The organism is Allomuricauda sp. R78024 (assembly GCF_044596045.1).
Classification (GTDB): domain Bacteria; phylum Bacteroidota; class Bacteroidia; order Flavobacteriales; family Flavobacteriaceae; genus Flagellimonas.
On record NZ_CP138995.1, the window covers coordinates 2,996,640 to 3,023,491 of the forward strand.

Genomic DNA, 26,852 nt, shown 5'->3' on the forward strand with positions numbered 1-26,852 from the left:
GAGATAAAATAAGATTAAATAACTTGCTTAATATATTGTCAATTAAAAAATCCTTTTCATGAAAAAAATAATAAATACTCCAAACGCTCCAGCTCCAATAGGTCCTTATAACCAGGCAGTTTTTATTAAAGATACACTATATATTTCAGGGCAAATTCCTATTGATCCATCAACAGGTGTATTGGTTGAAGGTGATATTAAAAAGGAAACCAGACAGTCTATGGAAAACCTAAAGGCAATTCTTTCTGAAGCTAATATGACTTTTGAAGATGTAGTAAAGACTTCCATCTTCATTAAGGATATGCATCAGTTTTCTGAAATAAATGAGGTGTATGGAGTCTATTTTAATGCCGAAACCGCTCCTGCAAGAGAAACTGTAGAAGTTGCTAATCTTCCAAAGTTTGTAAACGTAGAAATTTCTATGATCGCAATTAAATAGTCTCTCTATGGAATTCCATTAGACCTTCTATTGGACGCCTACGGATAACACCTAAAATTAAGTCATTTCGCTCTAGTACAGTAGCAAGTTCATCACTTAAAAAATGTGCAATACTGCCAACAAAGTTTATAGGAACTTTAGTGGCCAGTTCAAATTGCATGATATAATTATTCACAAACTGTTGCAATCCTTTGTCTATAACACCTCGGCAATATGGATGATCCTTATTTTCAATTATAAATCGGGCAAAGGTTGCCAAATAGGTATTGGGGTTGGGCTGTTTGTATAAGTGTTCCTTTATTACATCAGCTTCCAAATTATATTCTTTTGCAAATCTAATGCCCAAGTCCTGAGGCATTTTATGAAAATAGTAATCTCTTAAAAGTTTCCTTCCGAAAAAATTACCACTACCGTCATCCATTAAAATGTAACCTAAAGAAGTTACTTTTTGGAACAATTGATGCCCATCATAATAGCTACAGTTTGAACCTGTACCCAAAATACATACAATTCCTTGATGTCCTATTTTGGTAGTGGAATAGATTGCTGCAAAGGTATCTTCTCTTACCTCTGCTTTTGCATTTGGGAAAAAGTCCTTGAAAATTTCCTTCAAAAAATTCTTCATCCTATCGGTACCGCAACCAGCACCATAGAAATACAATTGGCTTACGACATCTTTGTTTTTGGAAAGTTCAAAATTGTTGGCTAATCTGTCCTCAATTACCTCTCTTGTTAACACTTCAGGACTAAGCCCTAGTGTCTGGGTAAGGAACAATTGTTCGCCGGTTTTATCCAAAGCAATCCAATCAGATTTGGTTGCTCCACTATCCACAATCAATATCATATGCCAAATTTTATTATGAATCCTGAAAAAGATCTATTGCCTTTTTCAGGATTTACTTGTAAGAAAATAAATTACAGATTTGCTACGTGTTCAGCTAAATCAACTAATTTATTGGAATAACCCGCTTCATTGTCATACCAAGAAACAACTTTGAAAAACTTCGAGTTTAATTCCATACCAGCTCCTGCGTCAAAAATGCTTGTTCTTGCATCTCCTACAAAATCTTGCGAAACAACAGGTTCATCTGTATATCCTAAAATACCGGCCATATCTCCTTCAGAAGCATCTTTAAACGCTTTCTTAATTTCATCGTAAGAGGTTTCTTTTTCTAACCTTACAGTCAAATCAACAACAGACACATCTGCAGTTGGTACACGGAATGCCATTCCTGTAAGTTTTCCCAAAAGTTCTGGGATTACTTTTGTTACCGCTTTGGCAGCTCCTGTAGATGCAGGAATGATGTTCAGCATAGCACTTCTACCTCCTCTATAATCTTTTCTTGACGGGCCATCTACCGTTAATTGTGTAGCTGTAGTAGCATGAACAGTGGTCATTAGGCCTTCTTCTATGCCAAATTTATCATTCAATACTTTTGCCAATGGCGCAAGACAGTTTGTTGTACAAGACGCATTTGACACAATTGTATCTGACGCTTTTACGTCATTGTGGTTAACACCCATTACAAACATTGGTGCGTCCTTAGATGGTGCAGAGATAACAACTTTTTTAGCTCCTCCATCAATATGATATTGAGCCATTTCCAAAGTTGTAAAAATACCTGTACATTCAGCAACTATATCAGCTCCTACTTCATCCCACTTCAAAACTTTAGGGTCTCTTTCTGCAGTAATTCTTATTGTTTTTCCATTTACAACAAGATTTCCGTCCTTCACTTCGACTGTACCATCAAATCTTCCATGGACTGAATCGTATTCCAACAAATATGCAAGATGCTCTACATCCAACAAGTCATTAATCGCCACAACATCAACATTACCTCTCTTTACTGTTGCACGAAACACCAATCTTCCTATTCTACCGAATCCGTTAATTCCTATTTTCAAATTTGACATTTTTACTGTATTTGGTTATAATTATGTAGTCATTATATCAGAAACTCTTAAGAGTTCTTCATCTATCTCTGTATGTGCTTTAATTGCCTCACTTATTGGTGTAAGTATTAATTGATTATCTCTTATACCTACCATATAGTTGGACTTCCCTTCCAATAAGCTTTCTACCGCCTTTACCCCCATTCTACTGGCGAGAACTCTATCAAAGCATGTTGGGTTTCCTCCTCTTTGCATATGCCCCAGAACGGATACTCTAACATCATAAATAGGTAGATGTTCCTCAACATATTCCTTGAGTTCAAAAACATTCTTTCCAATTCTATCCCCTTCGGCAACAATTACTATACTAGATGATTTCCCAGACTTCTTGCTTCGTTTTAAAGAATCTAACAAACGTTCTAAACCAAGGTTCTGTTCTGGAATTAAAATTTCCTCTGCTCCAGCTCCTACTCCAGCGTTTAAAGCAATATGTCCTACATCTCTACCCATTACCTCAACAAAAAAGAGGCGGTTGTGCGAACTTGCCGTATCGCGTATTTTATCAATAGCGTCTACAACAGTATTAATAGCTGTATCAAAACCAATGGTATAGGTAGAGCCCAGAATATCATTATCGATAGTACCTGGTATTCCCATCACAGGGAAGTTGTATTCTTCATTAAAAGAAAGAGCCCCAGCAAAACTTCCATTACCACCAATAACAACAAATGCGTCTACACCTTCCTTCTTTAACTGATCGTAAGCCTTCTTACGACCCTCTTTGGTCCTAAACTCTTCACATCGTGCAGATTTCAGAATTGTTCCTCCCTTATTAATGATGTTGTTTACACTACGGGCGTCCATAGGTTTAAAATCTCCATCTATCATCCCCTCATAGCCTCTGTAGATACCAACACATTCAATTTTCAAATATGCGCAAGTACGAACTACGGAGCGAATTCCAGCATTCATTCCTGGAGAATCACCACCTGATGTAAACACTGCTATTTTCTTAATTTCTGATGCCATTCAAAATTTTAAAAAACCAAAACTAGGAAACTTTATTTAATTAATGAATGACATATTAACTAATTTGTTTTCAGGCGTTTTCGCAAACGTTTTCGTAATTTTTTTTATCAAAAAATGATAGAAATATAACCTTAATTAGGTAACTTTTTGGAAGTCTTGTCTTTAGCAGTGAAACGAATTAGACTATCTTTTCCCATAATCTCCGTGGATCGTTGAAGTTCTGGGGCAACAATCTTCTTTTCCTTCTTTTTGAATACTTTCCGCATCAACTCTTTAAAACTATTAAAATCAACTTGATACGAAAGACCCAGGCCTTGTGTATATCCTTGACGTTCTGCCAAGAACTGTTGTATCTGGTTCTCTCTGTTAAAAATTTTAGCGCTTAATGTTCCTTCCTCATTAAGCAGTACCTGAACTTCCACATCTCCTGCAACTACGGTCTCAGATACTCCACCCACAGGAACTCCTACCCTTCCATTTACCAAAACCCTATCTGATATTTGGGTAGAAACTGTTACTCCTATTCTGTTTTCTGTTTGAATATCTGCATTAGCATCTAAATACCCTTGCTCATATGAAACGCCTAAATTGAATTTATCATTATCACCAGATAGGATTTGATTGAGAAGTCCAGATGCCGTTTGAATCAAGTTACCTGTTACAGCTTGTTGGTTTATACCTGTTTGTTCATTTACAAAAGTTCCTTGAGCCAAAAGGAAAAATGCATTACGCTCTTTTACCGTTGGATCTTGTAATCTATATTCTAGTTCTGATTGCACCACAGAATTGGTGCCAGGAAAATCGATATCAAAGTTAATGTTGGGGCTTTCCAATTCGCCATCTAAGCGTACAACGACTTCTGTTGGTATTCTTGCTTTATATCCCTGGTTATCCAGCAACGGTGCTGGGTTAGCGTTAAGCGCATAAACAGCTTCCAGATTAAGTTGTGCAGCCAATGGATCACGCTCCCAAAGTATTGTGCCTCCGGGGCGTACCTGGAATTTCTTATCTATTACCCCTCCATACCTAAAATTGTACTCTCCAGTAACCGCAACAAATTCCCCATACATATTGAATTTTCCATTGGTATTGATTTCTATAAGAAGAATACCTTCTCCTGTCCCTTTTAAGGAACTTCCTGTGCTCTGGTCCACCACAATTTCAACCTCAGCTTCTGGAGTTACCGCCAAGTCAAAAGCCATTTCCAAACCTTGGTAATCTTTTAGCACTCGTTCTTGTTTGAATGATTCGGAACCACCTTTTTCTATAAAATTGATAAATGAATAATCTCCAACACTCGTTACGTCACTAAGCGGTATTTTTAATGATGTTCCTCTTGCAGTGGTTGCATCCACCGCAATATTTAGAGCATCAGTAGAGCCATAAATACTTCCCGTCCCATTTATAAAACCCTTTCCATAGTACAGCGCTTCTTCATCGAATTCGGTATTCAGAATCATAAAGCGGTTATTTTTTGTGTCTACATCCAAATCAAGGGACCAATCATCAAAAGCGGTGTGGTTTATAGTTCCATCGAGAGTAGCTGTGGTACCTTCAACTACATCTGAAAGTCCAATATTGTCAAAGTAAAAAGTCTGGTCAAAAAGCCGAACTCGCGAATATGGTGCAAAATCATAATCTACATTTAGATAAGGTATGCCAATTCCTGCATCATTTAAACTAAGCGCACCATTTATTGCAGGGTTAGAAACACTTCCTGTTATTTTGGCATTTCCGCTAACACTACCTCTAATGTTTGAGACTACTCCATCTCCTAAAGCACTGAAAGGCTCAAGACGAAAATCGGTGAAGTTTGCGGCCAGATCCAACTGTCTATTATTGTTTTGGTTTGTAACCTTGCCATTTACACTCAACCGCTCTTTTCCATTATCATTTAAATAGGTGCTAACGCCAAACTGTGTTAAATCATTATTCCCAAAAATGCCTATTTCTAAATCTCCTTGACGGATTTTGTTAATACTAAAATCCCTAATATTTAAACTGGAAGTTGGTAAATACTTACCATCTTTTTGCAAAATGTTGAGAAACCCATCTACGGATCCATCCAATTTTAAGCTGTCTATTTCTGGAGTTATCTTACTGAGTGAGACAATTTTAAACTGTAGGTCCAAATCTTTGTATGTTGAATCTGCCAATTCTCCCCGTAGTCTTATTTGTTCCCTATCACTATTGTCCATCACAACGTCCTCAATCCTAATACTGTCCAAAGTTCTATTGATAATAACTTTGTTTTTGTTGTTACCATCTTTATTAAGCACCCAAACATTTCCCTTGAAATTGACATCAGATTTTTTTAGTCCGATTACCGATTTATTTTCTTTATTGAATGTATGATAGAAATTAAGCTTATAGCTGTCGTTGTACTCACTTCCTCCTCTAAACTCTGTTCTAAAGAATAAGGTATCCTTTAATTTGGTGTTAATAAGGTTGAAATCCTTTACATCATAGTAAACTGTGGACATATCCTCAACTGAAACGAAGGTGTTAAACAGTGGGTTCTTATTGTCAATTTTCAGTTCTATATTGTCAAAATCATTTCCAAAGGCTTCAATACTCGGAGACTTAAAGGTGAGTTTAAAATCTCCTTCATCTGAAACTATATTCCCTCGAATAAAGGTATTAGGGTCAAAAACAACCTCAGGAAAAAACACATCAACTATTTTATTATAGATTTTAAAGTTAAAGTTGAGCCTTTGTCCTTCCGATATCTCGAAAGGTTTGTAGTTTGTGTAGATGCTTCCTATGGAGTTCTGCACCAGTTTTCCTATTTCTTTTACCTTGAATTTTCCTTTTACATAACCGGTAATAATGTCTGGAGAGTTTATTTCCACGGTTCGCACAGTGTCTTGATCAAATGAGGAGGATACTGCAAAATCATCAAAATAATAGGTTTCGTTCTTATTTTGATACGTGGTATTTGAAAAACGTAATTGCCCCATGATATTATCCAGGGTGGTACCTTCAATGTCCATATTTAAATCTCCTTTAAAAATAGATACACTGTCATTGATGAAGTTTAACTTTTTAAGATCTGCATGAGCCACAGAAGCAATGAAGTTGAAGTTATTGGCATTGTCTCCAAAATCAGCCAATCCCTTAAAATCAAATTGAAAATTTTCATCTTTACTCACTAAAGAACCATCAAAAAGTTTTTCTTTTAAAACTCCAGATACCTTAAGGTTGTTGTATTCATAATTATTGAATTCCAATTTATATACTTCTCCAATAACCTCTGTATTCAAATATTCAGATGTAAAACCTTTTCCTTCCACATTGACATCCATAGTAGCTATACCCAACTGGTCATTTTCTGCAAAATTTCCTAAATCAAAATTTATTAGTGACACAAATCCAATGTAAGAAGCGTCATCTATTGCTTGAATGTTGGTCATTTGCAAATCCGTATAACTACTACCTATGGCGGTGTTCAAGTTAATCTGCACATCTAAGGAAGTTTCCGTCACCTCCGCATCTCCTCGGATGGTAAACTGACCAAGTCTTTGTATAGAAGAAGGGATATTTTTCCCTAAAATATTCGGTAAAAGCGATCTTAGCTGATAGTAACTAGATGTAAGGTTATCTATATCTGATCGCATTATAAATGGAGCTTCTTTGCTAAACATATTGTCAAACTCAAAGTCGCCTCTAATACCAGTGTTTTCAGATTGGATAAATAATTCCTTTACTTGCAATTTGTTTAATACCCCACTTAAATTTCCGGCAAATGAAACTACTTTATCCGTACCAAATTCATTGTAAAATGAGTTGACTTCGTTAAGTGCTATAGTGGATTCATTAAAATCTGCAACGACATTCACCCGATCTAAAAATTCTTTAAAATCTTCACGATTATAATTGAATACCAAGTCGCCTTTAATTTTAGATTCTTTGGTTTCAATTCTTAAGGAATCAAAGCGCATCTGCTGTTTGGTATACTTAAATTCCGTAGAAAGGTTTTTTAACCGTAACCCTCGTTTAGTCTCCAGTGATAAACCATTAATGCCAAGAGTAACTTCAGGCCCCAAAACTTGAAAGTCTTTTGCCAACACATCCATACTGGAGAAATCCAATATCTTTTGAGACTCCAAGTTTTCATCAATAAGTTTAAATTTCCCTTCCGAAATTTGTATTTCATCAGACGACATAAAAAAAGGTGGAGTGCCCGGTGCTCTGGGTTGTCCATCATCTAATTTTGCAACAAATACATCTAAATTGGTATCCCTCTCCCCTTTATAGGTTTTCAAATTGAAAAACAAGCCATCCACATCAATATCACCAAACTCCATTTTACCGTTGGCCATATTTCTAATGTTTAGAATGGAGGTGGTCAATTTTTCAATATAAACCAAGGTATCTTTTTGGTAATCTTCAACATAAATTCCCTTTATACCGGTGTTTAAATTGAATAATGATAAACTAAGACGATTTATGGAAATATTGGTGCCAAATTCTTCATTTAGAGATTCTGTGGCATATTTGGCCATCTTGGTCTGAACAGCAGGAATTGAAAGTATCAAGGAGCCCAATACCATTAGTAACAGAATCGCTAATATAAATCGTAACAGTATTTTCCTTAGTTTTCTGATAGGGCTTTATGTTTTACCTTTGCTTGACCAATTTTTGTTCCAAAACCTGTGGTAAATAAAAAAATATACATTCTTGCAATAGAATCTTCCTGTGATGATACTTCTGCGGCCATTTTGTGTAATACAAAAGTGTTAAGCAATGTAGTGGCAACACAAGAAATACACAAGCAATATGGAGGTGTTGTTCCAGAATTAGCATCTAGAGCCCATCAACAAAATATAGTTCCTGTAGTACATCAAGCCTTGGCCAAGGCAAATATCGATAAAAAACAACTATCCGCCATAGCTTTTACTAGAGGTCCAGGACTTATGGGTTCTTTATTGGTAGGTGCTTCTTTTGCCAAGTCATTATCATTGGGGCTCAACATTCCATTGATTGAAGTAAACCACATGGAAGCCCATATTTTGGCTCACTTTATTGATGATGAAAGCATGACCGTTCCAGAATTCCCTTTTTTGGGCATGACCATTAGTGGAGGACATACCCAAATTGTTAGGGTAAACAATTATTTTGACATGGAAGTTCTTGGTGAAACGTTGGATGATGCTGTAGGTGAAGCTTTTGATAAAAGTGCAAAATTGATGGGGTTGCCGTATCCAGGCGGGCCATTAGTAGACAAAAATGCACAACTTGGGAACCCAAGAGCGTTTGATTTTCCAAAACCAAAAGTTGAAGGACTTAATTTTAGTTTTAGCGGGTTAAAAACAAGTATTCTATATTTTCTACAGCGAGAAACAAAAAAGAATCCAGATTTTGTTGCTGAAAACATCAATGATATCTGCGCTTCTGTACAGTATACTATCTTGGAAATTTTAATGGACAAGCTCAAACTTGCGGTAAAGCAAACTGGAATTCAACAGATTGCCATAGGAGGAGGAGTTGCGGCCAACTCTGGGATACGAGAAAGACTAAAAGAAGCTGAAGAAACATTGGGATGGAAAACCTATATTCCCAAATTCCAATATTGCACAGACAATGCAGCAATGATAGGCATTGTTGGTTATTTAAAATTTCTAGAAAAACAATTCACTGACCAAAGCGTAGGGGCCAAAGCCAGATATGCTATTGGAAGTTGATTTTTAATTTCTAACTTTTCACTTTCAAATTGAAAAATGGCATATAACGAAGAAATAGCCTCTAGAATACGCCATGCTTTGGCAATATTTCCAGAAGAATTTACCGAAAAGAAAATGTTTGGGGGTGTTGCTTTTTTATATCATGGGAAAATGACCGTAGGCCCTGTAAAGAATGATTTAATGGTACGGATTGTAGATAATAAAATGCCAAATATTTTAAATCAAGAATTTGTAAGACCAATGGATTTTACTGGAAAACCAATGAAAGAGTTTGTTTTTGTATCCCCTGAAGGTTTTAAAACTGAAGAACAGCTTCAAAACTGGATTGAACTTGGTCTGGAACACGCAAAAAGTAAATTATAGCCATGCAACTCTTTTACAACCCATCTCTTGACAATAGCTTTAAGCAATTCTTTTTCTCTCCTGAGGAAAGCAAACATATTTTAAAGGTTCTAAGAAAAAAAGAAGGGGATATTTTACACATTACCAATGGAAAAGGATACCTCTTTCAGGCTGAAATCTTAACAGCAGATCTTAGAAAATGCAAAGCGCAAATAATTTCTACGGAAAAGAGTATTCCTAAACGCTACAGCCTCCATCTTGCAGTTGCCCCAACCAAAATGAACGACCGCTACGAATGGTTTTTAGAAAAAGCTACAGAAATAGGTGTTGATGAAATAACCCCTATCATTTGCGAACATTCTGAGAGAAAGACCGTAAAATTAGAACGTATGGAGCGGGTGTTGCAATCCGCAATGAAACAATCATTGCAAACCCATTTACCCAAGTTAAATCCTGCAATTTCTTATAAAGAATTTATGAATCAGGAAATGAGCGGTCTCAAATTTATTGCGCATTGTGATGAAGGTGAAAAAATGGAACTGAAAAGAAGGGTTGCAGCAGACAAAGACCTTGTCATTCTTATAGGTCCCGAGGGTGATTTTTCAAAGAACGAAATTAATCAAGCATATAACAAAGGTTTTGTTCCAGTATCTCTCGGGAACAATCGCTTAAGAACTGAAACAGCAGCTATTGTTGCCTGCACAACCGTTTCCATCATTAATAGCTAACCAGTAATCGGGGTTTTAGCAGCGCCCGTAATATCCAAATCATCAGTTTCCACAAGTACCATCAAGGTCAACTTATCTTTTGAAGACACAATCTCTGGAACTGCAATTGAAGATGTTCCTTTTTTAGTGGCCATCGGAATATATTTTTCCGCCACTACTATGTTGCTATTCTTTAAAGTTCTGTTTCTGTTTTCTCCTCTTTTAACAGAAGTTGTGCGCTCATCCAGTACTAAAACAACCCTTAGCAGTTTGTCTTTCAAATCTCCTTCAATAGAATAGTCAAACGATATTGAATTATGACTGGATTCATTAATATCCAAGTCTAAAACGTTATTGGTTTTTTTTGCTTTGTATTCGTTAATCTTAGAATACATTTTAGATTGATTTGAACCTACAAAATGCTCTTTTCCATTAATCACCAATTGTGGTGTGTAATTACTTCGATATTGGAACTTTCTATTATAGTCCCTCTGTTTTTTTGTATAGACCGATTTACTAAAAGGATCTTCCCAACCTATGTAGTTCCAATAGTCCACATGATAAGACAATGCATAAACCTCTTCCGTATACTGGTTTTTCACTTTCTCCAAAAGCACATCAGCTGGTGGACAACTAGAACAACCTTGTGAAGTAAAGAGTTCTAAAACTACGGGAGCTTTATGTACTATAGTTTCAATCTTTTTGTCCGCATACTTCACCTGTTCCATACCATCTGCTTTATACAAGGCCACAAGTGACATTCCAAAAAGAGCCATCGAAGAAATTATGATTTTTTTAAACATGAATACTGTATTTTTGATTTCTTAGTTATTCGTAGGGAAATGAGACAACTTACCAAGCTATGTGGTTTTTTAACTTTTTTTGTGATAGGCCTTTGCCACTCCCAAGAAATTGCGATTCTAAAATACGGTGGTGGCGGTGATTGGTATTCCAATCCTACGGCTTTGCCAAATTTGATTCAGTTCTGCAATAGCAACATAGGCGCCAAAATAAACCCAAAGCCAGAAACGGTAGAGATTGGCAGCGTTTCTATATTTCAATATCCCTATCTTCACATGACCGGTCACGGAAACGTTTTTTTTACTGATGAAGAAGCAGAAAACTTAAGTACTTATCTGCTATCAGGCGGTTTTTTACATATTGATGATAATTACGGCATGGAACCTTATTTAAGAAGGGAATTGGAAAAAGTATTTCCAAATAAACAATTAGAGGAACTCGGTGCTGATCATCCTATTTTTAATCAGAAGTATAAATTCCCAGCTGGCTTGCCCAAAATCCATGAACATGATGGAAAAAGGCCTCAAGCCCTAGGTATTTTTGAAGAAGGAAGACTAGTTTTATTGTTCACTTTTGAAAGTGATTTAGGGGATGGCTGGGAAGACCCATCGGTACATAACGACCCAGAAGAAATTAGATTGAAAGCACTACAAATGGGTGCTAATATTGTAGAATACGCCTTTAAAAGCTAGCTTATGACCTCTAAAACTATAGCCAACGGAATTTTAAGGGCAGTAACCATTATTGTTGGTATTGTTCTTTTGGGATATTTTTTATTTAAGATTCAATCCGTTCTGGCCTATTTGGCCATTGCAGCAGTAATTGCTCTTTTAGGAAGACCAATTGTTCTTTTTTTAAGACGAAAATTAAAATTCCCCAATACCCTTGCTGTTATCATTACTATGGTCTTGATGTTAGCTATTTTTCTTGGAATTCTAGCGCTCTTTATTCCTTTGATTTCTGAACAAAGTAAAAACCTGTCTCTTTTGGATATTGAAGCTTTAAAAGCAGATGTAAATACACTTTACTTACAGATTCTAGAATATTTTGGTGCTACCACGGACAACGTTACCCACTTGATTGAAGACTCGGATTTGGAGAAAAATGTATTGGAAGGGTTAGATTTGGGATTCATCCCCGACTTCCTTAATTCATTTGTCAACATATTGAGCAACTTTAGCATCGGTCTTTTTTCCGTTCTTTTTATTTCATTTTTCTTTTTGAAGGACAGCAAACTTTTTCAAAATGGCATGCTGACTTTTGTTCCTGACAATAAAGAAAGTAATTTGGTGAAATCTGTTGATAAAATCAATGGGTTACTATCCAGATATTTTGCTGGAATTTTACTTCAACTTTTTATTTTATTCGTTATTTATACCATTGCACTTTTGGTTGCTGGGGTAGAAAATGCTATTGTAATTGCATTCCTTTGTGCCCTCTTCAATATCATTCCATACATAGGTCCAATCATCGGTGGTGCAATCATGATAACTTTGACAATGACCAGTTTTTTAGGGGCAGATTTCAGTACTGTAATTTTGCCAAAAGCACTATACGTTTTTATAGGCCTAATCATTGGTCAACTTATTGATAATTTCTTTTCTCAACCCTTTATTTTTTCCACAAGTGTAAAATCACATCCTCTAGAAATCTTTCTGGTAATCATTATTGCGGGGCTTGTATTTGGTGTTGTTGGCATGGTGGTAGCGGTACCAGGATATACTGCAATAAAGGTGATTTTAAAAGAGTTTTTAGCTGAAAATTCGGTAGTCAAAAAGCTAACTAGAAACTTATAGTTATAGTTTGAATAAAATAATATTAAATACTGGTTTACAGGACTTTATAAATAAAAATTGGAATACTGACATCGTGTCAGTTTTATTAAAAAAACAATTTTTTGAAGGAGTTTCTCAAAAAGAGCTGGTTCAGCAGCTAGAAGCTAAAAAAAGGTGCAAAGACAAACTCCCCTCTTGGTTCAATGCCCCCAACATTTACTACCCAAATAAACTGAATGTTGAGCAAACCAGTTCAGAACAAACAGCTCGCCACAAATCCAAACTTATCAGCGGAAAAACACTCTTGGATTTAACCGGTGGATTTGGTGTTGACTCTCACTTTTTTTCAAAACAATTGGATACGGTTTTTCATTGTGAAATCAATTCAGAATTAAGTGAAATTGCAAAACATAATTTTGAAATACTTGGTCAAAAAAATATCATCTGTGTTCCTGAAGATGGGCTTCAATTCTTAAAAAAAACTGATGAAAAATTTGATTGGATTTTCATTGACCCCTCACGAAGAAATGATAACAAAGAAAAAGTTTTTTTACTGAAAGATTGTGTGCCTAATCTTCCAAAAAATCTTCCCTCTCTTTTTGAGAATACTAAAAATGTTTTAGTCAAAACCTCCCCCCTATTAGATATTTCTCAAAGCATTAAAGAACTGGATTTTGTAAAAGAGATCCATATTGTTGCAATCAACAATGAGGTAAAAGAGTTGCTTTATATTTTGGAACACGGTTTTAAGGAAGATATTTCAATAAATGCTATAAACCTCACCCAAAATCAAGAAGTGCTTTTTAGTTTTAGTTTACTGGAAGAACCTTCTGCGGTTGTTAAATATGATAATCCTGGAAAATACTTGTATGAACCCAATTCCGCTATTTTAAAATCAGGTGGATTTAAATCTGTAGCGAAAGCCTATGGCGTGAAAAAGCTACACCAGCACTCACATTTGTACACTTCTGAAGCCTTGGTAGGTTTTCCGGGAAGAGCCTTTGAAATAGTTAGCGTTCATCCTTATGCCAAAAACACTCTCAAGAATCTAAAGCTTACCAAAGCGAACATCACCACCAGAAATTTTCCCATATCCGTGGCAGAATTGCGCAAAAAACATAAGATTAAAGATGGGGGGGATGTTTATTTGTTCTTTACTACTAATGTGAATGAAAAACACATTCTTATAGTATCAAAAAAGGTGCAATCGACTTTTTAGAGTCAAGATTGCACCTTCGTTCTTTTCTTTCAAGATGAGAAAACCTACTTTACATAGTCAATCTCATAAAAAGCTCATGGGAACTGTTATCAATGTTACTTATTGAGCTTTCCATAGAAGCTTCATAAGCATATCCGATATGAAATCCAGAGCTTATGTCAAACATGAATAGTCCGCTGAGTGCTTCATCCAATCGATAAGATGCTCCGAACCTAAAGCGTTGACCAAAGTCAAAAATTGAAGTAATATCTACTGACAGTGGAGATGCGTCAACATAACGCAGCATGCTACTTGTCTGTAATGTTAAGTTCTTGTTCAACTTAAAATCGTATCCCCCCGTCAAGTACATATGTCTTCTATCTGTGCTCATAAAGGCATTACCGTCACTTTCTTCCAAACGACTGGGAGTCAATAGCTTTGGTGCAGATAGTGACACAAAATAGTTGTCATGCTTTAAATAAGCTCCCACTCCCACATTTGGAGTAAATCTACTCTCAAAATCCATTAAAGAACCATCTTGCCCCATGCCGTATGTTACAAGTCCAGCGGTATTTGCGCTATAAGAATTTCCACTTGCCTTAAGACCTAAGAAGAGGGTATAATCTTCATTGATCTTTAGTTTATATGAAAAATCTATAGCCACCCATGTTTGATTCTCTATAAAGGTTTGATCGTTTAAAATAGCCACCCCCAAACCAACGTTTGCACCAACAGGCATGGAGAAAAGTGCACTTTGACTCTCTGGAGCCCCCTCCACTCCAGCCCATTGACTTCGCAGTCCCAAGGTTAACTCTGCAGATTCGCTGGTTCCTGCATAAGCAGGGTTAATAAGGTTCATATTATATCTATAAAAAGTATATTGAGGGTCTTGTTGTGCAGCCATGAATTGAGTGCATAAACCTATGGTTATACCAAAAACCAATATTAAATTTTTCATTATTTTATTTTTTTGACTAATAATTAATATAAATCCAACCTTGTATCGGTTTTGATCCATCACCCAAATCAATAACATACATATATGATCCAGGTGGCAGTTTCTCATTATTGTTTTTATAGAAACCCTCCCAATTGTTTTGATAACCCTTTGTAGCAAATACCTCGTGGCCCCATCTGTTATATACCCGTACCACATTGTTAGGGTAATTAGTTATTCCCGGAACTACCCATCCATCGTTCATTCCATCTCCATTTGGTGTAAACGCCTGAGCGGGTACTATTAATGGTTCACTATCGGTTGGAAAATCATCATTATCGTCGACCAATCCATCATTATCATCATCGTCATCTGCATTATCTCCTGTTCCATCTCCGTCAGCATCGGCATCTTCGCTTGGGTCCAATGGAAAAGCATCTTCCATATTTGGAGTTCCATCGCCATCAGCATCAAGATCTGTATTGTCCCCAGTACCATCGCCATCGGTATCGATGTCCTCTGTAGGGTCTAGTGGAAATGCATCTACCGTATCTGGGGTACCATCACCATCTGCATCAAGGTCCGCATTGTCACCTGTGCCATCTCCATCGGTATCCATATCTTCATTGGAATCAAAAGGAAAAGCATCTTCCATATTTGGAGTTCCATCGCCATCAATATCAGAATCGGTATTGTCTCCTGTACCATCACCATCGGTATCGGTGTCCTCTGTAGGATCTAGTGGAAATGCATCTACTGTATCCGGGGTACCATCACCATCAGCATCAAGGTCCGCATTGTCACCTGTACCATCGCCATCGGTATCCATATCTTCATTGGAATCAAAAGGAAAAGCATCTTCCATATTTGGAGTTCCATCTCCATCAATATCAGAATCGGTATTGTCACCAGTGCCATCGCTATCGGTATCGGTGTCTTCCGTGGCATCTAATGGGAAATCATCATCCATATCTAGGGTGCCATCATTGTCATCGTCAGTATCAGCATTGTCACCCGTACCATCACCATCGGTATCGGTATCCTCCGTGGCATCCAATGGGAAATCATCGTCGGTATCCGAAGTGCCGTCATTGTCATCGTCAGTATCAGCATTGTCACCCGTGCCATCGCCATCGGTATCGGTATCCTCCGTGGCATCCAATGGGAAATCATCATCGGTATCCGGGGTGCCATCATTGTCATCGTCCATATCTGCATTATCTCCCGTACCATCGCCATCGGCATCGGTGTCTTCTGTGGCATCTCTTGGAAAATCGTCATCGGTATCCAAAGTGCCATCTCCATCGTCATCGTCATCATATACATCTGGGTCACCATCTCCATCCAAATCTTCCAAAGCAGTTAAAACAAAATCGTAATTTGTAGTACTCACTGCATCTGACAGATCCTTTACTTTGTAGTTTATCGTTGCATAGTCAGTTCCAAATTCTCCAGTCCCTGTTGTAAATACCAACTGGGTGACGTCATCTATCATATCATCATCTTGTACCGGATTACCATTGTAAGTCAATTGACCATTACTTGGCACATTGATTACTTGTATTCCATTAAAAGAATCTCCAATATCATCATCATAAAAAGCAAAATATGAGGCTTCAAAACTGAATGCTACATCCTCTATAATTTCTATGCTAAGATTAGCTCCTTCCGGTAAATCGTTGACTAAAGTCACATTTATAGTAGCTGTAACAGTTTCCGTAAGTGTATTGGCATCTTCAAAACGATACGTAAAACTATCTGAAGTTACCTCATCCCCGTTATGGACATAATTAAAGGTACCATCTTGGTTCAATGTAAATGATGAAGCATGGGATGGGTTATCCACCAAGTAATAAATCCTAGGATCTCCATCTACCTCAATATCATTAGAAGAAACATCGTCATCTAAGGTGTCATTTTCATTGATATTATACGTTTCTGCAACTGCCGTTGGTAAATCATCATCTGGAATAATGGATAATGTAATGTTTGCAGTAACCTTGGTACCGGCGTCATCCAACTCATAGGTTACAGTATCACTCCCATTCTCATTTTCATTGGGCGTATAAACAACCTGATTACTTCCATTTACAACTGCGTTTCCTTTGGTCCCTTGTGCAGTGATAGTCACTGTAGGAGTGTTATTGGTATCATAGACATCATTATATAGAACATCTATGGGGGCCGAGACCGAATCTTCATCCAAAATGGCCAAATCATCATCCGCTCCCACTACCAACGCAATGTTAAATGGTCCAAAAGAAGCAGTCCCAGTATTGCTTGCATTATCCCTGGCTTCCGCATGTATGTACCATCCTGTTCCACCACTTGAAAAAGAGACTATTTTAGATTGACTATTACTCCATGATGACCAGCTGGATGCATCTGAAGCAGGTGGTGTTGCATTCTGGATCAACACATATCGTTGCACATCAAAACCACTACCTAGATTTTCATCTTGGAAAGTGAGCAGAATTGGGTCTCCAGTATTCATAGATCCATTCTCAGGGGTCGAGCTCAAGGTTGGGTTTGTAGTATCATGAGTTACGGTCAGTGTCCTATAAAAAGGTTCTGACCAAACACCTGTATTGGTTTGTACTCTTAGGCTAATTATATATTCAGCCGATAGATTGTTATATGTTGAAAAATCCGTCATTTCCAAGGTAGAGTTGTGGATTTCCGTATCAGTTGGATTTCCTTCAGAATCATAAACCCTTTGAGTCACAATCCATTCTTCCGTTGACAAAGTTCTACCGTATGGGTCTATGGAATTGTTCTCAATAGTTATGGTCATGTTCCCAGTATAGGTAAACAACTCATCTGGTTGTATATTGAACTGCGCAACCGGTAAGTCCTCACTTGTTGCCGAACTGCTACTATCTACCAATATGTAAACACTTGTTGGACTACTCCATACACCTTGATAATCTTGCACGGTAAGCATAACAAGGTATTCCCCATCGGCCACCGAGTTCTTATCAAAAATCCCATTGGTCCAATTGTTGGATGAAGCGGCATCCACAGACTTCCATTTCCATTCTGTTTGTGCAATACCATTATTGGCTCCGCCATCTAAATCATAAGATGTGTCATTAAAAACTCCCGTAGCTGAACTATAGGTAAAACTCGCTACTGGTTTTCGATGAAAAAATAAGGTTGTAGGTGAGGTCGGTAAATCTTCAAAAGTAAAAGAATACCTTCCAGGTTTTTCATAATACTCTGGGACATCTTCTAAATATAGGTCATTCCAAGAGACTCTTCCTTCATTATTGGGAAAGAATGTTTCATCATGTGTTATCTTCCATCGTCCACTGGGGAAACTTGCATTGGCCGTATTGGTTTTCATTTCAGTAGGGTCAACAGCAATTTCAACTGAAGTGCCTGCGATAAAATAGTCTCCATTGGAAACGGTTTCAAACACATATTGATCATAAATGTATTGGGCCATGTCATCCATCCATGTAGGCCAACTTCCCAAGTCCCTGTTTATAAAGGTTCCTTTATCATTGTTTTGTTGTACAAAGCGTTCAAATTGTGTTCTGTTATCATCAAGCCCCCATCCAATGTAATGGATATCTTCATTGATAGTCCGCATTAAAATTTCAGCTAGGTCATCATCGTTATTGAAATCTTCTACTTCCTGATCATCTAAATTTACATTAAAACGCATGGCACTATTCCGCCATTGTGGCTCTCTTAGAACATCTTTGAATTTTTTAAGAGTTAAACTTGTTACCTCAATATTTTTAAAAGTAGCAAAGGGTTGGCTGTTAGAAAAGAAACCATAACTTCCTCCAATATCCTCAGTAGCTGTATAATCGATAACTTGAACATCATCTATCCAAATTTTAGCATTTTTGCCATTGACCTCCAATTTAACATGATACCATGTGGTATTGGAAGAGGGGTTAAATATGGTGCTTTCTGCACCTTGAAGACCTCTTAGATAATGCTGTGGGTTTGCTGTACCATCATCTCTTGTGATTTCATAAAGTCCTGATGCAAAACCATGAGATGGTATAAATTCTGAAGTAGTCAAGGTGCGTACAGCTCCCGAAAGATTAAACAAGTAGGATCCAACTGAACCACTTTCCATTCCGAAGGTAATTCCCATATCATCATTATCACCTCCAGAGGTGGTAATATCTACTTCTAGGGTATAGTTTGAAGAATCAAAAACTGGATCATAAAAACCAGCTAATAAATCATTGTTTATTCTTCTTATAACTTTATCAGCATCTACAAACTCCCATGTTTCAGGATTATACCCCCATCGTGTCCAATTATTGAAAATGGCTCCAGCATCCTCCGCATTAGAAGATATCGTGGTACGTTCAAATCCTTGTACATAAAGTTTTTCTGCTGGAATTCCTTTGCTTTCCAAAGCTGCTCCAAGATCTTCCTCAAAGGTATCAATGCTTTGACTTGTTATTCCTACTGTTAAGACCACATCAATATTCGGTCCCTGTTGAACTTCCATGTTTACTGTTTGGGCTGTCAAAGGCTGATATGACACACCCAAAAACACTACTAAGAATCTTAGTAATTGGTAATTTTTGCTATTCATAGTTGGTATTATTTAAATAAAGAAGTTGTGATAGTTGCAGAAGAAGTGGAGAAATCAAAAGTAAATTCCTCATCAACTGTTTCACAACTAAAACAGGAAGCAACATTGAAATTAGTTTTGGAGGCAATCATTTCTAAAAGCTCTATGCCTTTTGAATCTTTAGCCAAATTGCATGAATAAACCAATAGGTTTACATTCTGATAGTTTATAAACGCATTGCCGTTTAAATTTTCAGTAATTACAGTTGAGCTATAATTTTGATTGCCCACTGTAATTGATTTGCTATCCGTATTGCAAAAAAGATGGATATTTCTAGCTTGTTGGTTTAAGTTAAGTGCGCTTACCAGAATTTCTTGAATAGTGGTATTTGAGGTCGTTTCAATATACTGCACATCGACTGGAAGTGAAGCTAGCAATCCCTGAACATTGGGAAAGTTTTTGTCCACAATTACCACATCAGCACTTTGAGCATGTAAGGTAATTGTTGTTAAAGCAATACAAAAGAACAGGTAGTTCTTTAGGGTTTTGTTCTTGGTCAAGGAGGTTTTTCTCATGATATTTTGTAAATATTTTCTTACATATTATCAGGAAAACGGAAGAGCTTTGGTGTTATTTTATGAAATCGTCAAGGAAATTGACAAATATCAATTTTACATCATTTTTTTAAGAAATAATAGCAGGTATAGGGCCAAAAGCCATGCATGGATAGGAATTACCTCCCTTTGATTTTTTAATTTGAAGGGCATTCTGGGAAACTATGGGTGTTAAAAATCAAAGATGTTTGGTAATATTTATAAAAGAAAGGCGGTTTAAATCATACACTTTCTTTCATAATCCTTGAAAGGGTTTCTGGTCTCATCGCCAAAAAAGAAGCCAAATGTTTTCTTGGAATTCTGTCAACAAGTTGTGGTTTGTTGTTCTCTATAAAGTAATTCAGTCGTCTCTTGGCATTTGGTATCCTAGCTAAATAGACTCTGTTTTCTGCTAGAATGTAATATTCTTCAAGGAGCAATCTGTTTATTTGACGAATCTCTGGAAAATTGTTGAGGCAAAACTTATAATCTTCATAATCCAAGTAATCACAATGGGTGTCCTCTAGACTTTGTATGTACTCTTTACTCTTTTCATTTCTGAAAAAACCGGTTATGGAAGTGAAAACCTCATTCTCTGAATCCATCCATGTGGTAATCTCGGTTGAATCACTTACAAAGTACCCTCTTACCAAACCCTTTTTAATTATATAAAGACGGTTGCAAACCTCACCCGCCTTACTTATTATTTCATTTTTATTAAAAAAACAACTCTTAACGTTCTTACTCAAAAAGGATTTTAAACTTGGACTAAGTGGGTAAATGGAATTAAGATAGAGAATTATGTACAAGTTCTTCTCTATATTCTGGCTTGGAATCATTAAAAAGTTTGTTTTTGGAGGTATTGAACGATTTGCCAAAAATAATAAATTGAAGTGATTTTGAGCTTTTTTGGGTTTGAAGGTTTTACTTATGCTTTTGAAGAATTTGTTATGTTGACGGTAAGCTATATAGGCATATTTTTTGCTTTGGGAAAATTTCAATAATAAGTAAAAATCAATTACATTCCCATTTAAAATTGGCCACTTTATCATTGGAGCCAGCCGAGAGATTGTAATGCCACCATTCTGTCCTAATGGACCAAAATCCATGGGCTTCCATTGTTTCTTTCAGAAGTCTTCGATTGGCCAATATCTCCTCAGGCAAATCTACATTGTCATGGTATGCTCTTTTTCCAAAAAAATCGAAATCAGTTCCCATATTCAATTCGTTACCATCCAAATCAACTAAAGTAATATCCACTGCCCCTCCTTTATTATGGATAGAACCTTTTACAGGGTTTGCGACATATTGCGGATTTGGGACAATCTCCCACATCTTATATTGAACCGAATTTGGTCGGTAGCAATCAAAGAATTTTATTTTTACTCCATTTTTTATAAAATCCCTATTCGCTTCAATCAATGCTTTAGCTGTCTTAACTCTAGTATAGCACTCTGCACAATCGTATACTTTTGCTTTTAGGAAGTTATTTTCAGTTGCATAACGCATATCATAGGCAAAACCCTCGTTAAAATCCGCCAATCTTACAAAAGTGGTATCTGCTATACCTTCAAAAGATTTCAATACCTTTTCTTGAATTTGATTTGCTAGTGAATCTACTACGTTTACGGTATCACGTTCTGAGCTTGGTAAAATAACACTGACTGAGATATTGCCATTTCGCTTGCAACTAAGAATACCAACAATTAAAAAACATAAAAACAGCTTTCTCATTAATCTCTTTTTTGTTCAGCCAACCATTCATACAACTCTTCTGTAGTGTAGGCCTTACTCCATGAATTATGCCCTACATCTTTATACCTAGTGTACCTCACATCATAATTCATTTCTTTGAGCTTGGCTACCATTTTATCCGATTCCTCTACAGAAATCACCTCATCTCTGTCTCCGTGAAATACCCATATAGGCATTTTCTTATTTATCCAATGGGCATAAGGCAAAGGAGCCATTCCGCATACCACGGCCAGTGCTGCGAACTTTTTAGGGTATTGTGTGGCCAATTCCCAAGACGCACTTCCTCCCCTACTTAAGCCGCTTAGGTAAATTCGTTTTTTATCAACGTTGTTGGTTTCTACAATAGAATCTAGCAGTTTCATAATTGCCTCAGTATTCCACCACTTTCTCCTGTAAGGATTTTGGGGCGCTAGTACTAAAAAGGGGAACTGTTTCCCTTCGACCAAAAGTTTTGGAGGACCGTTCTTTTTTATTTCTTCGAGCTCAGCGCCCGACTCGCCTCCGCCATGTAAGAAAAGCAATAGCCCAAATCCTTCTTCTTTATCTGATTCATAACCTTCGGGATAGTATAAATAATACTTTAGGTTTTCAGTTGTCACGGTTTGCAGCTCATCCTCAATAAGTTGGGACTGTGCTGAACAAGATTCAAAGAGAAATAAAGTACAACAGAAAAGGGCTTTTAGCAAAAAATAGGGCTTTTTCATGTCCTAAGTTACAAAAGTTTGTCTGCTATTTCTCTCCAAGAATTTGCGCGGTCAAATCCTTGGGTGTTAACATTGTGTGGGGATGTAAATATGATGGTCTTGCCTTTAAAACTATCCAAATTATAACTGCGGTCATCAATGAGTACGTCTCCTTTTAAAATATGCTTATCTCCGCATAGTATTCTTTTTTGCCAAGGGATAAAGGGAAAGAACTCATCCAGCCAATCAGACTTTTCCCTGAGCGAGTTTGGAAATTGAGTGGCAGCTGAGGCGATATAAACTTCATGTTTTTTGCTTAGTTCCGCCATTACTTCTTGACTGTCTGGAATGACTTTAAGGTCTTGAAAAAAACCTATTTGCCATGCATGATTTTTAATACTTTTCTGATGTGCTTCTGGTACACATTGCCATGCCTCTTTACCGAGGCATTCTTCTATTCTAAGTGCTGCGTTGAACTCTTTGTTATACAATTCTATATGTGCTCCATACGTATCAGCAAGCACTTCGTCCATATCTACAAATAAGGTCATTTAAAAAATTTTAAGTTCCGAAGGAATGAAAAATGAATGTATTTACAAACTGTAAAAGGAAAAGATAATTGTAAGTTAATCTTTAATCATAACGAAATGAGGGCCTGTCTTTTAATAAGACGATGAATTTCCCAGAATCTTTTTTGTTGAATCTCGTTCTATTAAACTGGTTTTTACAAGTTTTGTGGTGTAGGGCATATCTCCTTCTTTCTCAATACGATCAATAAGTATATTTGCCGCTTGTTCACCTATATACTGACCATGTTGACTTACCATAGTCAAGGCTGGTGAAACATACTTTGAGAGACGTCCATTGGTAAATCCAACAATAGATATTTCTTTAGGTACTTCAATGCCTTTAGATTTTAAAATATTAAGGGTATTCACCGCGGTAATTTCATCCAAGGCTATTATTGCATCAATTTCTTTATTATCCAACAGTAAGGATATCAATAATTGTAAATCGTCATTTTTTCTTACCTCAACAATAAGTCTTTCATCATATTCTACACCATTTTCCTTGAGTGCTTTCTTGTAACCATCAACTCTCAATTTTCCAACACTAGAATTATATATAGCAGAAACTATTACAATTCTTTTACATCCCGTTTTTAACAAATGCTTAGTTGTCTTATAACCTGCTTCAAAATCATCAACAACGACCTTATCGCAATCTACCTCTTCTGAAACTCTATCAAACATCACTAGAGGAATTTGATTCTCAATCAAATTTTGAAGGTGTTCGACATTTCCTTTGGCCTGTGTTTCTTCAGATAAAGATAGAATAAGGCCTTCTACTGTTCCTGTACTCAACAACTCTACTGTCTTTAGTTCTTTCAAGTAAGATTCATCCGAAATACAACTTATAATGCTGTAGCCTCTAGAATTTGCCGTCTTTTCAATTCCGTAAAAAACTTGTGTGAAAAAATAATTAAGAATATTGGGCACTATTACCCCAATGGTCTTTGTGCTTTTTTTTAGCAAACTAAGGGCAACATGATTTGGTCTGTAATGGTGTTCTTTGGCATATTTCTGAATTTTTTCCTTTAGCTCCTTACTGATTTCATGACTGTCATTGACAGCTTTTGAAACCGTAGAAATGGATACTCCAAAATTGGCTGCAATATCTTTTAAAGCTATCTTTTTCATAATTATTTATTGTTATACAATTTATCGTATAACTCTTCTGAAGACAGAATAAAAGGTGCTCTTGAGGTTCGCTCTCTCCACCTTCTACTTATAGTGTCACTTAATTGCAGGCGAGCATCAATTTTTTTAAAAGTTGGGTTTTGGAGCCACATAGGGTGGGAATCCCAATGGCAGTTAATATAATGCACAGCCTTTACCACGTCAAGATTAGTATTAATAGTATTGAAAAAAGGTAAAAACCACTCATCCCATGCCATTTGAGCCTGGCTAGGGTTTGACAATTGCATTTCTTTAGTGATTCCTTGGTTTTCTTTTGGGTCCCAGACTAAATCAGAAGATGTTGGTGTAGCTTCGGCTATAAATACTGGCTTCCCTTTAAATCTTGCAAATTCAATCATTTTTTGCTTTTTCCATCCATTGAAAAAAGAGAATCCCAACCAATCTACATAATCATCACCAGGGTACCATTTTTCCAAATGTTTCTGGTCTGGCGCCATGGTCCCGGCGGATTGCCATACATATGCAGTATTGTTAACTCCTCTTGCTCTTAATTTGTCAACAATATGCTTGTAAGCCGCAATGATGGACTTTCTATCATAATGGTTCCAAGGGCCGTCAAATTCGTAAGCGATACGCAAGAATACTGGTCTATTCCCTAAAGAAATTAAAAAATCTCCAAGTTTATCAATATACTTATCATGGGTGCCGTCCGCTACCCTTTTTTCATGGTTCACAAATTGCAGACCAATGGCTAAAGCCATATTGGAATAATCAGGGTCAGTATGCTGTAACATGGCATTATAGTCATTATCCCCCCAATCATGCGTTTCCCAAAGTCCATCCAATCCACGTTGTCTTCGGTAAAAAGAATATTCTCCTGGGTTTATATTTGTGTAAGTAGTCCAACCTGCAGGTTTATCAAAATGGTCCAAATATCCATCATTATATTTCTCTAGCCCCCCAACAGCCTCCAGTTCTTGACCAACAAATAGCAGAACTCCTTCTTTTGGTTCAAATTTGGCCAACTTACGTTTTCCAATTTCCGCAGGAGTCACAGAAATTTCTTGCTGTTTGATGGGCTTGCAGGTGACCATCAGAAAAAGAACCAAAATGGATATAAGTGTATTTTTCATAATTCGTTTTATCCAGTGAAGTATGATAAAACCAAAACGACTATCACAATCAAAAATACTGAAAGTATAATGTCAATAGTTGATATACTTTCTTTGTTCAATTGTTTGTCTTGGGCGCTTAACGTGCCAAAAGAAAGCCCTTTAATAAGCGAGTAATCCGGTGGATTGGTAGCAAGACTAACACTGATACAGATAACAACCGAAAGGATAAACATAAAGATGGCCATATGCGCAAAATTGAGGGTTGCAAAAGTTAAAAGGGCACCTGATAAATCAGTTTGGTATATTTCTGCTAAAATCCTTAGTGCAGCCATCAATAATCCTGAGAACAGGGTTACAATCGCAGCTTTTGAATTTACCCTCTTCCATATCACTCCCAACAAGAAAACTGCTGTTATGGGAGGAGCTATATACGATTGAACACTCTGTAAATATTGGTACAATACCCCGCCCCCTATTTTTTCCATGATTGGAATCCAAATAATACCAAGAACCACCACAATAGAGGTTGCAATTTTACCAACATTCAAAAGCTTTTTCTCCTCGGTTAACGGTTTTAATTTTTTATAGATATCTATAGTGAAAATTGTAGAACAAGAGTTAAAAACCGATGCTAATGAACTCATTAAGGCAGCCATTAACCCTCCAGCAACCAATCCTTTTAAGCCAACAGGTAAAAGTGTTTTTACCAATACCGGGAATACTTCATCACTTTTCTCATAGGTAAGTACTCCTTGCTTGGCGAGGGCAAAAGCTATGATACCTGGTATTAAAAAGATGAAAATGGGCAGTAGTTTCAAATAGGCACCAAAAATGGCACCACGCCTACCGATTTTAATATTATTCGCCGCTAAGGTTCTTTGAACTATATATTGATCAGTACACCAATACCAAACCCCCACAATTGTTCCTCCTATGAGCATCCCTGTCCATGGAAAATCTGGATCCGATATTGGGCGCCACATATTAAAATGTTCACTACCGGCAACAAGTCGGAGTTCTTCCCAACCCCCTACTTTCTCTAACCCTAGGTAGGTTATAATCAAAGAGCCAGCAATCAGAATTATTGTTTGTAATGTTTCGGTATAAATAACTGCTTTCATTCCTCCAATAACAGTATACGCTCCTGTAAAAATCACAATACCTATTGCTCCATACCAAAAAGGAATTCCTAACAATTCCGAGACCACGATTCCACCTGCATAAATGGTTACGGAAACCTTGGTGATGACATAACCCACCAATGAGAATACCGAAAGAAACCATCTAGATCGGCTATCAAAACGTTTCTCTAAAAATTCGGGCATAGTAAAGGCCTTACTTCTAAAATAGAAAGGAAGGAACAACCAACCCAAAAGCAATACAATCCAAGCATGCAGCTCGTAATGTGCCATTGGCATGCCAGATTCCGCACCTGTACCTGCAAGCCCTACAACATGTTCAGAACCAATATTAGAAGCAAAAATGGAAGCACCGATGACAAACCAGCCAACATTTCTGCCGGCTAAAAAATAGTCTTCTGTATTCTTGTTCTTTTGAAGTACCACCCAAACAGCTACCCCAATAAGGGCTGCAAGATATGCACCCAAAACCCACCAATCAGCTGTTTCTAGTATTGATTCCATGTTTAAGGT

22 protein-coding genes are annotated in these 26,852 nt (G+C 36.9%); 7 read left to right on the plus strand and 15 right to left on the minus strand.

The window, feature by feature from the left end:
- The first annotated feature begins 58 nt into the window (after nucleotides 1–58).
- Nucleotides 59–439, plus strand: coding sequence for a RidA family protein (locus SJY44_RS13485; protein WP_396590129.1), 381 nt, complete (start codon nucleotides 59–61; stop codon nucleotides 437–439).
- Here SJY44_RS13485 and SJY44_RS13490 read toward each other — a convergent pair.
- The 4 genes from SJY44_RS13490 to SJY44_RS13505 all read right to left on the minus strand — a co-directional run bounded on the left by SJY44_RS13490 (nucleotide 432) and on the right by SJY44_RS13505 (nucleotide 7,917).
- Nucleotides 432–1,283, minus strand: coding sequence for an N-acetylglucosamine kinase (locus SJY44_RS13490; protein ID WP_298927302.1), 852 nt, complete (start codon nucleotides 1,281–1,283; stop codon nucleotides 432–434). The genes SJY44_RS13485 and SJY44_RS13490 overlap by 8 nt on opposite strands.
- A 71-nt stretch (nucleotides 1,284–1,354) precedes the next feature.
- Entirely contained in the window at nucleotides 1,355–2,356 is a 1,002-nt protein-coding gene (gene gap, locus SJY44_RS13495) for a type I glyceraldehyde-3-phosphate dehydrogenase (RefSeq protein WP_298927304.1), read from the minus strand.
- A gap of 21 nt (nucleotides 2,357–2,377) precedes the next feature.
- Nucleotides 2,378–3,364, minus strand: coding sequence for a 6-phosphofructokinase (gene pfkA / locus SJY44_RS13500; RefSeq protein WP_298927306.1), 987 nt, complete (start codon nucleotides 3,362–3,364; stop codon nucleotides 2,378–2,380).
- A 131-nt stretch (nucleotides 3,365–3,495) separates the two neighbouring features.
- Nucleotides 3,496–7,917: a translocation/assembly module TamB domain-containing protein gene (locus SJY44_RS13505; protein WP_396590130.1), complete on the minus strand. Its 4,422-nt coding sequence runs from the start codon at nucleotides 7,915–7,917 to the stop codon at nucleotides 3,496–3,498.
- A gap of 102 nt (nucleotides 7,918–8,019) precedes the next feature.
- Between SJY44_RS13505 and tsaD the strand changes: the two genes are divergently transcribed.
- The 3 genes from tsaD to SJY44_RS13520 are packed head-to-tail and all read left to right on the plus strand — an operon-like array spanning nucleotide 8,020 to nucleotide 10,118.
- Nucleotides 8,020–9,048 (plus strand): tRNA (adenosine(37)-N6)-threonylcarbamoyltransferase complex transferase subunit TsaD, encoded by a 1,029-nt coding sequence (gene tsaD, locus SJY44_RS13510; RefSeq protein ID WP_396590131.1) that lies wholly within the window; start codon nucleotides 8,020–8,022, stop codon nucleotides 9,046–9,048.
- Between the two features lie 36 nt (nucleotides 9,049–9,084).
- A complete protein-coding gene (locus tag SJY44_RS13515) occupies nucleotides 9,085–9,411 on the plus strand; it encodes a TfoX/Sxy family protein (protein WP_396590132.1) in 327 nt (108 codons plus the stop codon).
- Between the two features lie 2 nt (nucleotides 9,412–9,413).
- Nucleotides 9,414–10,118 carry a 16S rRNA (uracil(1498)-N(3))-methyltransferase gene (locus tag SJY44_RS13520; protein ID WP_298927315.1) on the plus strand — a complete coding sequence of 235 codons (705 nt, stop codon included), beginning with the start codon at nucleotides 9,414–9,416 and terminating at the stop codon, nucleotides 10,116–10,118.
- Here SJY44_RS13520 and SJY44_RS13525 read toward each other — a convergent pair.
- Nucleotides 10,115–10,900 carry a DUF1223 domain-containing protein gene (locus SJY44_RS13525; RefSeq protein ID WP_396590133.1) on the minus strand — a complete coding sequence of 262 codons (786 nt, stop codon included), beginning with the start codon at nucleotides 10,898–10,900 and terminating at the stop codon, nucleotides 10,115–10,117. The genes SJY44_RS13520 and SJY44_RS13525 overlap by 4 nt on opposite strands.
- 39 nt (nucleotides 10,901–10,939) lie before the next feature.
- Between SJY44_RS13525 and SJY44_RS13530 the strand changes: the two genes are divergently transcribed.
- The 3 genes from SJY44_RS13530 to SJY44_RS13540 all read left to right on the plus strand — a co-directional run bounded on the left by SJY44_RS13530 (nucleotide 10,940) and on the right by SJY44_RS13540 (nucleotide 13,892).
- Nucleotides 10,940–11,590: a DUF4159 domain-containing protein gene (locus SJY44_RS13530; RefSeq protein ID WP_396590134.1), complete on the plus strand. Its 651-nt coding sequence runs from the start codon at nucleotides 10,940–10,942 to the stop codon at nucleotides 11,588–11,590.
- A 3-nt stretch (nucleotides 11,591–11,593) separates the two neighbouring features.
- Nucleotides 11,594–12,694: an AI-2E family transporter gene (locus SJY44_RS13535; RefSeq protein WP_396590135.1), complete on the plus strand. Its 1,101-nt coding sequence runs from the start codon at nucleotides 11,594–11,596 to the stop codon at nucleotides 12,692–12,694.
- Between the two features lie 73 nt (nucleotides 12,695–12,767).
- A complete protein-coding gene (locus SJY44_RS13540; protein WP_396590136.1) occupies nucleotides 12,768–13,892 on the plus strand; it encodes a class I SAM-dependent methyltransferase in 1,125 nt (374 codons plus the stop codon).
- A 49-nt stretch (nucleotides 13,893–13,941) separates the two neighbouring features.
- Here the strand turns inward: SJY44_RS13540 and SJY44_RS13545 are convergent, their stop codons facing one another.
- The 10 genes from SJY44_RS13545 to SJY44_RS13590 all read right to left on the minus strand — a co-directional run bounded on the left by SJY44_RS13545 (nucleotide 13,942) and on the right by SJY44_RS13590 (nucleotide 26,843).
- Nucleotides 13,942–14,829, minus strand: coding sequence for a type IX secretion system membrane protein PorP/SprF (locus SJY44_RS13545; RefSeq protein ID WP_396590137.1), 888 nt, complete (start codon nucleotides 14,827–14,829; stop codon nucleotides 13,942–13,944).
- Between the two features lie 16 nt (nucleotides 14,830–14,845).
- On the minus strand, nucleotides 14,846–19,375 hold the full coding sequence (locus tag SJY44_RS13550) for a gliding motility-associated C-terminal domain-containing protein (protein WP_396590138.1): 4,530 nt from the start codon (nucleotides 19,373–19,375) through the stop codon (nucleotides 14,846–14,848).
- Between the two features lie 8 nt (nucleotides 19,376–19,383).
- Nucleotides 19,384–19,929, minus strand: a complete 546-nt coding sequence (locus SJY44_RS13555; protein ID WP_396590139.1) for a DUF4347 domain-containing protein — start codon at nucleotides 19,927–19,929, stop codon at nucleotides 19,384–19,386.
- Nucleotides 19,930–20,189: 260 nt separating this feature from the next.
- A complete protein-coding gene (locus SJY44_RS13560; RefSeq protein WP_396590140.1) occupies nucleotides 20,190–20,696 on the minus strand; it encodes a Crp/Fnr family transcriptional regulator in 507 nt (168 codons plus the stop codon).
- Nucleotides 20,697–20,961: 265 nt separating this feature from the next.
- Nucleotides 20,962–21,681 (minus strand): M15 family metallopeptidase, encoded by a 720-nt coding sequence (locus tag SJY44_RS13565; protein WP_396590141.1) that lies wholly within the window; start codon nucleotides 21,679–21,681, stop codon nucleotides 20,962–20,964.
- On the minus strand, nucleotides 21,681–22,406 hold the full coding sequence (locus SJY44_RS13570; protein WP_396590142.1) for a prolyl oligopeptidase family serine peptidase: 726 nt from the start codon (nucleotides 22,404–22,406) through the stop codon (nucleotides 21,681–21,683). The genes SJY44_RS13565 and SJY44_RS13570 overlap by 1 nt, the downstream gene beginning before the upstream one ends.
- Before the next feature lie 8 nt (nucleotides 22,407–22,414).
- The gene (locus tag SJY44_RS13575) at nucleotides 22,415–22,936 is read right to left on the minus strand and encodes a 5'(3')-deoxyribonucleotidase (RefSeq protein ID WP_147744789.1); all 522 of its coding nucleotides are present in this window, start codon (nucleotides 22,934–22,936) and stop codon (nucleotides 22,415–22,417) included.
- A 111-nt stretch (nucleotides 22,937–23,047) separates the two neighbouring features.
- On the minus strand, nucleotides 23,048–24,085 hold the full coding sequence (locus SJY44_RS13580) for a LacI family DNA-binding transcriptional regulator (RefSeq protein ID WP_396590143.1): 1,038 nt from the start codon (nucleotides 24,083–24,085) through the stop codon (nucleotides 23,048–23,050).
- Between the two features lie 2 nt (nucleotides 24,086–24,087).
- Complete coding sequence (locus SJY44_RS13585) at nucleotides 24,088–25,218, minus strand: glycoside hydrolase family 26 protein (protein ID WP_396590144.1); 1,131 nt, start codon at nucleotides 25,216–25,218, stop codon at nucleotides 24,088–24,090.
- Nucleotides 25,219–25,226: 8 nt separating this feature from the next.
- On the minus strand, nucleotides 25,227–26,843 hold the full coding sequence (locus SJY44_RS13590; RefSeq protein ID WP_396590145.1) for a sodium:solute symporter: 1,617 nt from the start codon (nucleotides 26,841–26,843) through the stop codon (nucleotides 25,227–25,229).
- Nucleotides 26,844–26,852 lie beyond the last annotated feature (9 nt).

What these genes read in the sequence shown, in the direction of transcription:
- SJY44_RS13485 (WP_396590129.1), top strand. Translation starts at nt 59, where the DNA reads ATGAAAAAAATAATAAATACTCCAAACGCTCCAGCTCCAATAGGTCCT.
- SJY44_RS13490 (WP_298927302.1), bottom strand. Translation starts at nt 1,283, where the DNA reads ATGATATTGATTGTGGATAGTGGAGCAACCAAATCTGATTGGATTGCT.
- gap (WP_298927304.1), bottom strand. Translation starts at nt 2,356, where the DNA reads ATGTCAAATTTGAAAATAGGAATTAACGGATTCGGTAGAATAGGAAGA.
- pfkA (WP_298927306.1), bottom strand. Translation starts at nt 3,364, where the DNA reads ATGGCATCAGAAATTAAGAAAATAGCAGTGTTTACATCAGGTGGTGAT.
- SJY44_RS13505 (WP_396590130.1), bottom strand. Translation starts at nt 7,917, where the DNA reads ATGGTATTGGGCTCCTTGATACTTTCAATTCCTGCTGTTCAGACCAAG.
- SJY44_RS13515 (WP_396590132.1), top strand. Translation starts at nt 9,085, where the DNA reads ATGGCATATAACGAAGAAATAGCCTCTAGAATACGCCATGCTTTGGCA.
- SJY44_RS13520 (WP_298927315.1), top strand. Translation starts at nt 9,414, where the DNA reads ATGCAACTCTTTTACAACCCATCTCTTGACAATAGCTTTAAGCAATTC.
- SJY44_RS13525 (WP_396590133.1), bottom strand. Translation starts at nt 10,900, where the DNA reads ATGTTTAAAAAAATCATAATTTCTTCGATGGCTCTTTTTGGAATGTCA.
- SJY44_RS13530 (WP_396590134.1), top strand. Translation starts at nt 10,940, where the DNA reads ATGAGACAACTTACCAAGCTATGTGGTTTTTTAACTTTTTTTGTGATA.
- SJY44_RS13535 (WP_396590135.1), top strand. Translation starts at nt 11,594, where the DNA reads ATGACCTCTAAAACTATAGCCAACGGAATTTTAAGGGCAGTAACCATT.
- SJY44_RS13545 (WP_396590137.1), bottom strand. Translation starts at nt 14,829, where the DNA reads ATGAAAAATTTAATATTGGTTTTTGGTATAACCATAGGTTTATGCACT.
- SJY44_RS13550 (WP_396590138.1), bottom strand. Translation starts at nt 19,375, where the DNA reads ATGAATAGCAAAAATTACCAATTACTAAGATTCTTAGTAGTGTTTTTG.
- SJY44_RS13555 (WP_396590139.1), bottom strand. Translation starts at nt 19,929, where the DNA reads ATGAGAAAAACCTCCTTGACCAAGAACAAAACCCTAAAGAACTACCTG.
- SJY44_RS13565 (WP_396590141.1), bottom strand. Translation starts at nt 21,681, where the DNA reads ATGAGAAAGCTGTTTTTATGTTTTTTAATTGTTGGTATTCTTAGTTGC.
- SJY44_RS13570 (WP_396590142.1), bottom strand. Translation starts at nt 22,406, where the DNA reads ATGAAAAAGCCCTATTTTTTGCTAAAAGCCCTTTTCTGTTGTACTTTA.
- SJY44_RS13575 (WP_147744789.1), bottom strand. Translation starts at nt 22,936, where the DNA reads ATGACCTTATTTGTAGATATGGACGAAGTGCTTGCTGATACGTATGGA.
- SJY44_RS13580 (WP_396590143.1), bottom strand. Translation starts at nt 24,085, where the DNA reads ATGAAAAAGATAGCTTTAAAAGATATTGCAGCCAATTTTGGAGTATCC.
- SJY44_RS13585 (WP_396590144.1), bottom strand. Translation starts at nt 25,218, where the DNA reads ATGAAAAATACACTTATATCCATTTTGGTTCTTTTTCTGATGGTCACC.
- SJY44_RS13590 (WP_396590145.1), bottom strand. Translation starts at nt 26,843, where the DNA reads ATGGAATCAATACTAGAAACAGCTGATTGGTGGGTTTTGGGTGCATAT.